This window comes from Tepidibacter mesophilus, from assembly GCF_002724055.1.
GTDB lineage: Bacteria > Bacillota > Clostridia > Peptostreptococcales > Peptostreptococcaceae > Tepidibacter_A > Tepidibacter_A mesophilus.
Genome location: NZ_BDQY01000002.1, coordinates 41289 through 54151 on the forward strand (window position 1 = coordinate 41289; position 12863 = coordinate 54151).

Genomic DNA, 12863 nt, shown 5'->3' on the forward strand with positions numbered 1-12863 from the left:
TTACTAAAATGAAAATTTATGTTAAAATTACAATGTTTAATGTTGATATTAAGGAGTGAGAGATTGTGGGACGTATAGGAAATATAATTAATAGAAAAGGTAAGCAAGATGCAAAAAGAGCTCAAGTTTTTACTAAGTACGCAAGACTTATAACTGTTGCAGCAAGACAAGGTGGAGCAGATCCTGAATATAATGCAACACTTAAAACAGCTATAGATAAGGCTAAGGCTAATAATATGCCTAATGATAATATAGATAGAGCTGTTAAAAAAGGAGCTGGCGGGCTTGATGGAGACAACTATGAGGCTGTTGTATATGAAGGATATGGACCTGGTGGAGTAGCAGTTATAGTAGAAGCATTAACTGATAACAAGAACAGAACTGCTGGAAATGTAAGATATTATTTCGATAAAAACGGCGGAAATCTAGGAACTTCAGGGTGTGTTGGATTCATGTTTGATAGAAAAGGTCAAATAATGATAAGTAATGAAGGTATAGATGAAGAAGAGTTAATGGATATAGCTTTAGAAGCTGGTGCTGAAGATTTCATAGTTGAAGAAGATGGATTTGAAGTTTTAACAGCTCCAGAAGATTTTAGTGCTGTAAGTGATGCATTAAAAGAAAAAGGATATGAGTTTATAGCAGCAGATGTAAAAATGCTTCCTCAAACTACTGCAAAGCTTGATACTGAAGACTTAGTTAAGTCTATGAATAAGATGATAGATATGATGGAAGATGATGATGATATACAAGAAGTTTACCATAACTGGGAACTGGAAGAGTAATCATTGAAATTTGAACGTTTATCAAGGTTTTTACGTGGGTTTGAATTAAGAATATACACAATGTATATCGCCTTTCTATATGGACATGTATCAAAATGTCTATGTAGGAGGGTGATTTTTTTGTATTTTTAAGTTTTTATGGATATCTAGATGTATATAATAATGTAGGGTTTAAAAGACCGTATCTATGGAGAAGCTTCCATAGAGAGGAGGCTATTAAATTATGCATGACGATAAAAAATTAAACATATTTATTCAAGGAATGGACTGTGCTATAGAGAGTATACAGATGTGCTTAGAGAAATACGATGAAGAGCTATCTGTAGAGGAAAAAATAGCATATAAGAAGTTGGTAGAAGGATATCAAGATACAAAATCGAATGTTGAGTCTAAAATATGTAATAAGGAAATCCAATAAATGAGGATAGTATTAACAGATAAGTCTATTTTTTATTTTAAATATTTCTAGACTGCTTGTCGAATTTATTTGACAAGCAGTTTTTATTTTGAAAATATTTATGATGTAAACTATCTGAATAAATATTATGATGAAATATAAAAAATTACAAAAAATTGTCGTAAAATATAGAATTTTCTTAAATGTTGTTATATAATATATTAAATTAAAATTTATATATAATTTTAAAATAGGATTAAGATTTAAAGGAGGTAAATACTATGATGGAAAAGAAATATGGCCTTTGGACCACTGTTGCTATGGTTATTGGTATAGTAATAGGGTCAGGAGTATTTTTTAAGGCAGATAATATTCTTATGGCTTCTGGAGGGAATGTAAAAACAGCTTTAATGGCTTGGTTAGTTGGAGCAATTTCTATGATTTTTGGAGCTTTGGTTTTTGCAGAGTGTTCTAATAGGTTTGAAAGATCTAACGGAATAGTTGACTATGCTGAGAGTATAGTTTCAGAAAAGTTTGCTTATTTAATAGGTTGGTTTAATGCAATTATTTATTATCCAGCATTAGCTGCCGTACTAGCATGGGTAGCTGCTAATTATACTGCTATTTTATTTAATAAAGAGGGTAACTTTGTATGGATTGTGTCTGCTATATATATGATAGGGATATATGCTATGAACTATTTATCGCCTATATTATCAGGTAAGTTCCAAGTCGCGTCAACGGCAATCAAAGTAGTTCCTTTAATTGTTATAGCAATGGTTGGTATATTTCAGGGAGTTAATAATGGAATCTTGCTTGAAAACTTTACTAAAGCTACAGGTGCTGTGGGTGGAGGAAATGGATTTGCAGCTGCTGTACTTGGAACTGCGTTTGCATATGAAGGATGGATTATTGCAACAACAATCAATGGAGAGATAAAGGATTCTAAAAAGACTCTTCCTAAAGCTCTTATATTCGGAAGTTCAGCTATAGTGGTTATATATATTTCATATTTCCTTGGTATAGTTGGAATTATTCCAGCTGAGACTATTTTACAACAAGGAGACAATGCTGTTAATCTTGCTGCTAGTGTTGTATTTGGAAGTTTAGGAGCATCTGTTCTTACTACATTTATAATAGTATCTTGTTTAGGTACTCTTAATGGACTTATACTTGGAGGTTCCCGTTCTTTTTATTCATTAGCCATTCGAGGGCAAGGTATAAAGCCTGAAATTTTTTCTAAAGTAGATAGTAAAACTAATATGCCTACTAATTCAGCTATGGCAAGTTTTGGCTTGATTTGTGTATATTTAGTAGTTTGGTATATGAATTTTGCAGGATTATTCCCTGGTGAAATGTTCATAGATGTTTCGGAATTACCGATAGCTTTAATTTATGCATTTTATATTGTTATTTATGTTGCATTTATGATTAAAATGAATGACTTATCCACTATTAAAAGGATTATTATTCCTATACTTGCACTTATGGGGGCTTTGATAGTTGTTTATGGTGGGATTTCTAAGCCTTCTGTAAAAGTTGATTTAGGTATTTCTGCTATTGTATTTCTTTCAGGTTTATTATTTTATAGAAAAGAAGTAAAATAAAGATTACATTAATCTTTAAAGGAGTATATTTTATAAAATTATAGATGTTAAATATGATGATTTCTGTATTAAACAGAGATCATTTTTTTTATAGTTATATGCATAGATAGCAATATAGAAATTAAAAATAATTGTAAAAAAATGAAAAATATTATACAATATTTAGTGATGATTAGGGTGTTTTGATGGTGTAGTAAAGCTTAATTATGGCATTAAGTTTTATGTAATAGCTAATATATAAAATAGAGATAGTTTACTTGAAATTTGAGGTAAAAATATATAAATAGGGAAGTGTAAGATGAAATTAAATAAAAGAGAATTAGATTTAATATCACTTAGTCTATTTAGATTAACAATAGAGAAGAAAGCATTACTAGGTGATAGAAATGATAAAGATATAATTGAAACTATAGAAGAATTAAAGAAATTAAGTTCTAAAATTGATGCTGAAAGATTTTTAAAATAATGTTTATTTTAAAAACTAATATAAATATTGAGTACGAGAATAAAATTTAACTAAATTAAAAATAATATAAAAATAAGAGTTTGAATTCAAACTCTTATTTTTATATATAGAATAGTAGAAACTAAATTTTGTTTGGAGGAAAACCTATGAATATTATAGCCGTGTGGGGTGAAGTTATTAAGAATAGTAATAAATTAAGAGCAAGTATAAAAAATATAGATATAAAACAATATGATTTGAATAATCTATCAAGATATTGCCAAGCGTATTTTGATAATACTAAAAAATTTAGAAGTTTAATATCAGATAAAAACCATAGTACGACTCATAAAATATATAATGCATATCTAGAAGCTAATTTTGGAATTGTAGCTACTGAATTTATGAACCTTAAAGAGAAAGATATCGATGTATATAATGATTTAATAAATACCATGGATTATCTTGATATAAAAGAATTAGTATATTACAATGAAAAACTTATAGAAGATTATACACCATATGATATTCATATATTAAAAGGTAAAAAAGATGAAGAATATAATGGGTGGTACTAGATTTTTAGATTATTTCAAATGTAGCATTTACTTGTGCAGAAATTTCAATAAGTCCACTTTGAATAGGTGGGGCATTATTTTTATATGCATAATTTGTAGGATATACTTGAGATTGACCAAATGATGTTTCTTTTATACTTAAAGGAATATTATTAACCTTTGTACTTAAGGAACTTGCTACATTATTTGCTTTTCTTACAGAGTCTTTAACCGCTAAATCTAAGGTTTTATCATAATAGTATTTTTCATTAGACAAGCTAAAGGTTACTCCACCTTCTATGTTAGCTCCGTTTCTAATTGATACATCGTAAACCTCTCCTACTTGATTTATATCTTTTATTGTTACTTGAAGAATATGTTTTACTTCATAGTTTCTAAATTTTTGTTTCCCATTTATATAATCGTAGTTTATATTTACTGAATAATTTATAGTCTGTATATCCTCATTTTCTATTCCTATGTTGTTTAAAGCCTTGATTACGTTGTTTGACTGTTTTGTATTTTCAGCTTGTGCTCTTTGTAGGTCCTTATCTTGGGTTACAACTCCTATTATTACTGTTGCTACATCTGGGGGCACTTGTATAGATCCGGTTCCTACAACTGATATTGTTTTATGATTTTTAGTTTGATTCTCATCATTTCTATTCACTGAGGGTCTTTTATTGTATGAAGGGGGATATGGAATCATCAGAAACCTCCTTTTAAAAATTTTAATCTGAATACTTCTATGGTATGAATAAGAGTTAAAAATTGTGAATGGAATTTATTTCAATACATAGAATTTATATTCATATCATATTTTATGATTTTGTTATAGAATATATTTATTACATATTAAAATGAAACTTTTTCGATTAAAAGTCGTCTAATAAATACAAGGGGCTTTTAAGTTTAAGGAGGGTAGGACTTGGGTTTGAATGAAAATGAATTAATTAAAAGATGCATAGATGGGGATGTTGATGCGTTTGAAACACTTATAGATGAATATAAGCAGACTTCTTATAATATAGCCTTAGGAATCGTAAAAGATCCTGATGATGCTATGGATATATCACAAGAAGCCCTGATTAAGGTATACAGGTATATGAAAAATTTTAATCAGAAATCCTCTTTTTCAACGTGGCTATATAGAATAGTTATGAATACTTGCCTAGATTATATTAAGAAGAATGATAAGAACAAGGTGATACCGATAAATGAAGATATTATAAATAAACAAGATACTCATATAGAGAGTAACCCAGAAAGAATACTAGATAAAAAAATAGAAACTCAACAAATACGGGATGCAATAGATAAATTATCATCTATTCAAAAAACAGCAATCATACTAAGAGATATACAAGGTTTTAGTTATGAAGAAATAGCTAATATAACAGATTCTTCTCTTGGAACTGTTAAATCTAGGATTAGACGAGGTCGGGAAAATCTAAAAGAGATATTAAAAGAAAGTATGAAGGAAGAAAGCTTTATATAAATGAAAGGAGAAATCGCATGAACTGTGATAAATTCAGAGAAAATATTTCTTATTACATAGATGATATTTTAGATGGTAATGATAAACTTGAATTTGAAAATCATATGAATAGTTGCAAACAGTGCAAATGTGAGTATAAACAAATGATTGTTTTAATAGATAGCTTAAATAATATTGAGCAGGTTGCTTTGCCTGAGAATTATGATGAAGCATTAAGAAAAAGGTTAAATAATGAGGGGTTGAAAATAAAAAGAAAATGGAGCAAATATATGTATATTGCTGCATCTTTGGCTATAGTATTTTTTAGTGTACAAAATATTAATAAATTAAATATGATGGATATTGAACAAAATACTAACATACAAATTAATGAAACTGTTAATAATGAAGAGGTTCAGCAAACTTCTACTGAAAATATTGACTCCAAAAATTCTGGTAAAAATAATGATATAGATAAACCAAAGGAAGTATCTAAGATTTCTGATAATGAAAAAGTTAATAAAATTTCACCTAAGAAAAAAGAAATTACATCTAATTATAGTATGGATATAAAACCTTCTATACAAAACGAAGAAAGTACTCGAAATATTCAAACTGTTAAAACAGAAGAAAAGGATAATAATATAATGAGTATTCAAATGAATTCAGATGAACCTTTAAAACAAAAAACTAGAAGTATAGCTCAATTTAATCTAAACAATGAATATCAAAAAAATGTTAAGGTAGGAGATGATTTTGATATTATATTACAAAATCCAAAGGAAACCAGTTATTCTATGGTATGTGATGATGAGGATGCTTTAATTGAAATAGTATCTCAGAGTGTTTCTGAAGATGAAGAAACTTATTCGTATGAATGGAAGTTTAAAGCTATCAAAGAAGGTACGATTAATATAAGATATATACTTCATGATAAGACTGATAAAAATAATGTTTATAATGAAGTTGTTTATGAGATAAATATACAGGAATAAACGGATTTGAACTATGGTCTTGATTTGCTAATTATTAAATAGAAGGGTCTGTCTCAAAATAGAAAAACAACATGGCAGGCTCGTTTTAATAAAAATGATTTTGATGAAACTTATGGTGGGGGGAAAATAATAATAGATGCGCTTACTAAAGAGGTTATATATTTGGATTTATATGATTTTGAACAAGGTAAAAATATTAATCCAAAATTAACTTGGGAAGAAGGATATGATAAAGCAGTAAATATAATAAAGAATTATTACCCTAATAAAATAATGGATATATATACAAAACAAAATTATGTAGAAACTTATTTTTATGATGAAAGTGGAAATAAAGTATACCCTTTAGACTATGAATATAAATTTTATAGATTAGTAAATGGAATAAAATATGAAGATAATGGGATAAGTGTGAATATAAATGTTAAAACTGGAGAAATAAATAGCATAGAATATAATTGGAATGAAGATATTGATTTTTCAAGTAATGGCAGAATAATAGATAAAGATAAAGCTAAGGATATATATTTTGATAATCATAATATTAAACTTAAGTATGAAAGAATTAGATATGATAAAAAAATAGGAAGTAAAGGAAACGTAACTTTATTATATGATTTAGAGCCATTAAAAGGAAAATATGATTTTTATAGTTTAGATGCAATTAGTGGAAAATTTATAGATTATGATGGAAACGAAATGATTAAAGAAGAGAATAATTGCAAGGATAAAATAGAAGGACACTGGGCAGAGAAAGAACTTAGTATACTTAATGACAGTGGTATAATAAATCTTAATAAGTTTGAGGATAATAAAGAAATTATAAAAATGGATGCAGTAAAAATGCTTGTAAATTCAAGAGGATATTATCCAAATTATTCAGATGAAAATATTGAACTTAAATTTAAAGATATACCAAAGGACAGTAAGGACTATTATTATATACAATTAGCTGTAGAATATAATTTGATAGAGAACAAAGAAGAAAACTTCAACCCAAATGATAAAGTAACTAGAGAAGAAATGGCTAAAATGATTGTAAAGCTTATAGATAAAGATAAAATGGCAAATATGAAAGGTATATACTCACTTGGATTCAAAGATGAGCAAAATATAGGAGGAAATTATACAGGATATGTAGCTACATGCAAAGGCCTTGGAATAATTAGTGGAAATGATGGGAACTTTAGACCAAAAGATAATGCAACTATGATTGAAATGGCTATATCTATTTATAAAGCTCTTTCAAATACAAATATAAGATAAGTTTTTAGTCTCAATATTGTTATTATACAATACTGGGACTTTTGTTTTGCATATAAATAATAGAGTCTAGTGAAAAAGAACTGCCTTTTCCAATGATTTATTAAATCATTTTGAGACAGCCCTTTTTAGGATTATTTTTTTATTTGTTTATCTATTAATCCAGTAGCATGACCCATAGGACATACTTGGCACCAACTTCTTGGTTTAAACACTACACCCATTATAATACCCACTAAAAGAGAGGCCATCATAAATCTGAAGATTGAAAAACCTATTTTTCTTATATCAAGACCTGCATGTATTAATGATATAGTAAGCATTATAAACATTAAGCTAAGTAACGTATTTTTTATAGTTTTACTTTTGAATGATTTAGGTAAATTATTTTTAAGGCTTATACTGTTTAAAAATTTACCTAACAATGAGCCACGAGGGCAGTAGTGAGAACAATGAACCTTACCTCTTCCTTTAATAGCATGATACATTGGGACTGTCATGCAAATAAATCCTAAAATTCCGAACCTGATATCCAAAATTGATAATGTAATAAATAAAATCATAAAAATCCATGACCAATTCATATGTGATTTTTTATTTTTTTTAATAGTTTTTTTCATTATACAAACCTCCTTAAAACTTATAAAATGTTATATCTATATATTACGATATATAGATGGTATTGTCAATAGCTATTCTAGAATATTTATAAAGAAAGCACGCATTTTAAATGGAGGATATATACTATATAAGAGCAATTTAATTATAAGAGGTGATGGTATGGAGTATATACAAGCTAAAAAGTATGATTTTGAAGATATAAATGGAATAACTTTGAATCAACTAAATCAGCATTATAAATTATATGAAGGTTATGTTAGTAAGGTAAATGAAATATGGACTATATTAGATGAAAACAAATTATATGAAAATCCTAATACTACTTATAGCAAGACAAGAAGTTTGATGCTTGGGCAAAGCTACGCTGTTGATGGAGTTAAGCTACATGAACTGTATTTTTCTAATTTAGGCGGAGGAAACAATATGCCTTATGGAGATATACTTAATAAAATACAAAAAAAATATGGAACATATGAATTTTTTAAAAAAAGATTTAAAAATATAGGTTTATCTATGAGGGGATGGGTAGTATTATCTATTGATTCGTTAGATGATAGTCTGCATATATATGGGCTTGATGCACATGATGTAGGAACGGTACTGATGTCTTATCCGCTTCTTGTCATGGATGTATATGAACATGCTTATATGATTGATTTTGGTATAGATAGAAATAAATATATAGATGTTTTTATTGATAATATAAATTGGGATATAGTAAATGAAAGATTTATAAATTATAAAAATATGAATAAAGATTTTTCTAGAAAATATAGGTCTGCTTGTGATGAAATTAATATAGATAAAATGTATTGTTGGGCTGATTATTGTAAAGACTAAAAAAACTATGATTTTTAATCATAGTTTTTTACTTTATAGGAATTGTATGATTATTAAGTTGTGGATAATATTGATGAAAGAGTTGAACTTGCAACTATTTTTGAACAACGGAGCCCGTAGGATTGTTGGCGACATGAGTCAGTGCGTAGCGACTAGACGAATTTTTTTATTTTTAACAAATTATATGAAGTTTATTAAAAATATATACATTTTACAAAAAATAAGATAAAGAGGAGATAATAATATGGATAAAAGACATAATATTATGGGAAACTATCCTATGAATAAACTTTTATTAAAATTTTCTATACCAGCAATAATAGGTATGCTTGTAAATGCTTTATATAATATAGCTGATGGTATATTTATAGGTAAAGGAGTGGGAGCTTTAGCCTTAGGTGGAGTTACTATTGCTATGCCTATTATGATGGTTATGATGGCTATAGCCTTAATGGTTGGAGTGGGAGCGGCATCATCTATTTCAAGAAGACTAGGAGAAGGAAATGTAGTCAGTGCAGAAAAAGTTCTTGGAGAGGCTGTATCACTTAATTTAATAGTAAATTTTATATTAACTATTATTATATTTGCTTATATGGATAAAATCCTTATAATATGTGGTGCTACACCTAATATAATGCCATATGCTAAAGAGTATATGAATGTAATAGCATTTGGTATATTGGTTAATAGTTTTGCTATGTCTACAAATCATACTATAAGAGCACAGGGTAATGCTAAAACTGCTATGATAAGTATGGTTATTGGTGCAGTTGTGAATATAGTACTTGACTATGTATTTATATTTATATTCAAAATGGGAGTTACTGGAGCTGCTGTTGCTACTATAGTAGCTCAATCATCTAGTGCTATTTGGATTATCATATATTATTTAAAAGGAAATAATATACTTAAGATAAGAATTTCAAATATGAAGTTTACGATAAAAAATGTGAAAGAAATTATAAGTGTAGGTATGGCTACATTTTTTAGACAAATATCAGGAAGTCTACTGATGGTTATTGTAAATAATATGTTAGTGATTTATGGAAATGATTATTATATTGTTTCGTTAGGCATAATAAATAGAGTTATGATGTTTATGTTCATGCCTATATATGGTATAGTTCAAGGATTCCAGCCTATAGCAGGATTTAATTATGGAGCTAAAAAGTTTAAACGAGTTCAAGAAAGTTTAAAGTATGCCAATATATATGCAACTATATTAAGTGTTATTGGATTTTTAATAGTACTTATATTTCCAACTCAAGTCATGAAAATGTTTACTCATAATCAAATTACTATAGATATAGGTGTGGATGCACTCTCTATGATGATTTGGGGACTTCCTATAGTTGGAATACAAGCTATAGGGGCTAGTTGGTTTCAAGCTATAGGCAAGGGAATTGAGTCTGTTATTCTTACCATATCAAGACAAATACTTATTTTAATACCTTTAGTTATTATACTTCCTAATTTTATTGGAGTTGATGGAGTTTTTTATTCGTATCCTGTATCTGATATTGGTTCATTTTTAATAACAATTATGTTAGTTACTAAAGAAAATGCAGCATTAAAAAATCATAGAATACAACAAGAATTTTAAAAAATATATAAAAGTAACATGTGTTACGGAAAAAGTAATTTAAAAAAGCTATAATATGGGTATAATATAAAGTATATAATTGAGTTACATAAATAGAGGTGAGGATAATGGGAGCACATTTTGGAAATTTACAAAAGATAAAAGATGGAAAGAGGATGTTTGCTATAACGCCTCATATACCAGGAGGCTTTATAACTGCAGATACAATGATAAAAATAGCAGATACTGCTAAGAAATATAATGGAATACTTAAGATAACATCAGGACAAAGAATAATGATAACTAATTTAAAAGAAGAAGATTTAAGTAGTATATGGAATGATTTAGATATGGAACCAGCGGTTAAAAACCAGTATTCAATTAAGAATGTAGAGATGTGCCCAGCAGGTTTTTGTAAAAGATCTAAGGAAAATACTATAAGAATAGGTATGAAAATAAGCAGAAATTTTCATGGAAAAGAAATGCCAAATAGAACTAAAATAGGTGTTGCAGGATGTAGAAATGCATGTACTAGTGTATATGCAAAAGACGTAGGTGTAATAGCAACTAAAGAAGGTTTTATTATAACGGCAGGTGGAAGTGCAGGTTTTCATCAGAGGATGTCAGATATAATAGCTGAAAATCTGAGTGAAGAAGATGCATATAAATTAGTAGAAATCATACTTGATTACTATAATGAAAATGCTTTAGTGGGTGAAAAATTAGGATTTTTTATAGATAGGATAAGTATAGAAAAATTTAAAAATGATGTAGTTGAAAAATTATAAATATATGGTAATATTATAATTAGATAAAATAAGGAGGTAATTTATTATGAAAATAACTAAAGATATGTTAATAGCAGAGGTTTTAAGACACAATCCTAATGCAGGACCAATACTTATGGGATTTGGAATGGGATGCATAGGATGCCCATCTGCTCAAATGGAAAGCTTAGAAGAAGCTGCTGCAGTTCATGGAATAAACTTAGATGAATTAATCAAAAAGTTAAATGAAGGAATAGAGTAAATATTAAATTTAAATGAAAATTGTATAAATTGATACTTAATGGATAAAATAACCTCTAAAAGGAGGTTATTTTTATGTTTGAGAAAAAAAGATCTTCCAAAATTCCTATTTTGCTTATAGCTATATTAACTCTTGTTGGAGGGTTTTATATGGGAAAGATACTTGAAAAAGAAGATAGAGGTACACCTGTTACCAAAACTGTACAGGCTGAAGAAGAAAAGAAAATTGAAGTTAAAGCTATCAACAAAAAAGACGAGGTATTAGTAGACAAAGGTGCTGTCATTAAAATAACTACTAAATATAATAAGTGTGAGCATGTAGAAACTACAGAAAATCCTGTTTCAAAAGACGTTATTGGATTGAGTGAGTTAGAATTTAAAGAGTATATGAAAAAAAAATATTCTAAATTCAAATTGTTAAGTTTTAATTCTAAAGAAATCAACTTATTAAAGGAGATAGATAGTTATTGTGATAAGCATTATGAAATAGGTGAGGACAATGGATACATAGTCATATATAAGTATGATGAAAAAGGAAATAAAAATGTAGTTGAAAAAACAGAATTTTCAATATCTGCACTTCCCTCTATAGATCAAGAACAGATAAAATCTGGTCTTATATTAAATTCTCTAGAGGAGTTAAATGAAAGGCTTGAAGATTTTGGAAGTTAAAATAAAACCTATGATATTCTTTAAAGAATATCATAGGTTTTATTATTTTAAAAAATATTATATAATTATGTAGAATATATGTTTGGGAGATGAAAAAATGATTGTATTGGGAATTGATCCAGGGATTGCTATACTGGGATATGGTATTATAGAGTATAAAGGAAATAATTTTAAAGTTATAGATTATGGGTGTATACAAACATCTTCTAAATTAGATGTATTTAAAAGACTTGAAAAGATATATGAAGGATTGGATTTACTTATAAAAAAATACAATGTAGACGAGATTGGAATAGAGGAACTATTTTTTAATAAAAATGTAAAGACTGCTATAACGGTAGCACAGGCTAGAGGGGTTGCTATGCTTGCGTGTGCTCATAACAATATAAAAACGTATGAATATACTCCTTTGCAGGTAAAACAAGGGGTAGTAGGTTATGGTAGGGCACAAAAGGCTCAAGTTCAAATTATGGTTAAGTCACTTCTTAATTTAAGAGAAGTTCCAAAGCCGGATGATGTTGCAGATGCATTAGCTGTGGCTATATGTCATTGCCATTCTAACAGACTTGAAAAAATAATAGGATAATAAGGAGG

At 28.0% G+C, this 12863-nt stretch carries 16 protein-coding genes; 14 read left to right on the forward strand and 2 right to left on the reverse strand.

The features are described 5' to 3' along the window. The first annotated feature begins 65 nt into the window (after positions 1 to 65). From Tmeso_RS01980 to Tmeso_RS01995, 5 genes are all read left to right on the forward strand, one after another. Entirely contained in the window at positions 66 to 785 is a 720-nt protein-coding gene (locus Tmeso_RS01980) for a YebC/PmpR family DNA-binding transcriptional regulator (protein WP_099187724.1), read from the forward strand. Between the two features lie 223 nt (positions 786 to 1008). Next, positions 1009 to 1203 (forward strand): hypothetical protein, encoded by a 195-nt coding sequence (locus tag Tmeso_RS01985; protein ID WP_099187726.1) that lies wholly within the window; start codon positions 1009 to 1011, stop codon positions 1201 to 1203. Between the two features lie 260 nt (positions 1204 to 1463). Further along, positions 1464 to 2789 carry an APC family permease gene (locus Tmeso_RS01990; protein WP_099187728.1) on the forward strand — a complete coding sequence of 442 codons (1326 nt, stop codon included), beginning with the start codon at positions 1464 to 1466 and terminating at the stop codon, positions 2787 to 2789. A gap of 298 nt (positions 2790 to 3087) precedes the next feature. Beyond that, a complete protein-coding gene (locus tag Tmeso_RS16280) occupies positions 3088 to 3255 on the forward strand; it encodes a hypothetical protein (protein WP_187296189.1) in 168 nt (55 codons plus the stop codon). 146 nt (positions 3256 to 3401) lie between these two features. After that, positions 3402 to 3812 (forward strand): hypothetical protein, encoded by a 411-nt coding sequence (locus Tmeso_RS01995; RefSeq protein WP_099187730.1) that lies wholly within the window; start codon positions 3402 to 3404, stop codon positions 3810 to 3812. A 4-nt stretch (positions 3813 to 3816) separates the two neighbouring features. On the opposite strand, the gene Tmeso_RS02000 is transcribed toward Tmeso_RS01995, so the two are convergent. Then, the gene (locus Tmeso_RS02000) at positions 3817 to 4500 is read right to left on the reverse strand and encodes an SIMPL domain-containing protein (RefSeq protein ID WP_099187732.1); all 684 of its coding nucleotides are present in this window, start codon (positions 4498 to 4500) and stop codon (positions 3817 to 3819) included. 219 nt (positions 4501 to 4719) lie between these two features. Here Tmeso_RS02000 and Tmeso_RS02005 point away from each other — a divergent pair, with 219 nt between their 5' ends. The 3 genes from Tmeso_RS02005 (at position 4720) to Tmeso_RS02015 (ending at position 7529) form a co-directional block, all read left to right on the forward strand. After that, positions 4720 to 5289, forward strand: a complete 570-nt coding sequence (locus tag Tmeso_RS02005) for an RNA polymerase sigma factor (RefSeq protein WP_099187734.1) — start codon at positions 4720 to 4722, stop codon at positions 5287 to 5289. Positions 5290 to 5306: 17 nt separating this feature from the next. Further along, positions 5307 to 6263 carry an anti-sigma factor family protein gene (locus Tmeso_RS02010; RefSeq protein ID WP_099187736.1) on the forward strand — a complete coding sequence of 319 codons (957 nt, stop codon included), beginning with the start codon at positions 5307 to 5309 and terminating at the stop codon, positions 6261 to 6263. Between the two features lie 162 nt (positions 6264 to 6425). Continuing rightward, positions 6426 to 7529 carry an S-layer homology domain-containing protein gene (locus Tmeso_RS02015; RefSeq protein WP_099187738.1) on the forward strand — a complete coding sequence of 368 codons (1104 nt, stop codon included), beginning with the start codon at positions 6426 to 6428 and terminating at the stop codon, positions 7527 to 7529. Positions 7530 to 7660: 131 nt separating this feature from the next. Here Tmeso_RS02015 and Tmeso_RS02020 read toward each other — a convergent pair whose 3' ends face one another. Then, positions 7661 to 8146, reverse strand: a complete 486-nt coding sequence (locus tag Tmeso_RS02020) for a 4Fe-4S binding protein (protein ID WP_099187740.1) — start codon at positions 8144 to 8146, stop codon at positions 7661 to 7663. Between the two features lie 160 nt (positions 8147 to 8306). Between Tmeso_RS02020 and Tmeso_RS02025 the strand changes: the two genes are divergently transcribed. The 6 genes from Tmeso_RS02025 (at position 8307) to ruvC (ending at position 12855) form a co-directional block, all read left to right on the forward strand. Next, the gene (locus tag Tmeso_RS02025) at positions 8307 to 8987 is read left to right on the forward strand and encodes a superoxide dismutase (RefSeq protein ID WP_099187742.1); all 681 of its coding nucleotides are present in this window, start codon (positions 8307 to 8309) and stop codon (positions 8985 to 8987) included. 244 nt (positions 8988 to 9231) lie between these two features. Then, positions 9232 to 10590 (forward strand): MATE family efflux transporter, encoded by a 1359-nt coding sequence (locus Tmeso_RS02030; protein ID WP_099187744.1) that lies wholly within the window; start codon positions 9232 to 9234, stop codon positions 10588 to 10590. Between the two features lie 107 nt (positions 10591 to 10697). Further along, on the forward strand, positions 10698 to 11357 hold the full coding sequence (locus Tmeso_RS02035; protein WP_099187746.1) for a nitrite/sulfite reductase domain-containing protein: 660 nt from the start codon (positions 10698 to 10700) through the stop codon (positions 11355 to 11357). A gap of 46 nt (positions 11358 to 11403) precedes the next feature. Further along, positions 11404 to 11598, forward strand: a complete 195-nt coding sequence (locus tag Tmeso_RS02040) for a DUF1858 domain-containing protein (protein WP_099187748.1) — start codon at positions 11404 to 11406, stop codon at positions 11596 to 11598. A 74-nt stretch (positions 11599 to 11672) separates the two neighbouring features. Beyond that, positions 11673 to 12269: a hypothetical protein gene (locus Tmeso_RS02045; RefSeq protein WP_099187750.1), complete on the forward strand. Its 597-nt coding sequence runs from the start codon at positions 11673 to 11675 to the stop codon at positions 12267 to 12269. 97 nt (positions 12270 to 12366) lie between these two features. Continuing rightward, complete coding sequence (gene ruvC, locus Tmeso_RS02050) at positions 12367 to 12855, forward strand: crossover junction endodeoxyribonuclease RuvC (protein WP_099187752.1); 489 nt, start codon at positions 12367 to 12369, stop codon at positions 12853 to 12855. Positions 12856 to 12863 lie beyond the last annotated feature (8 nt).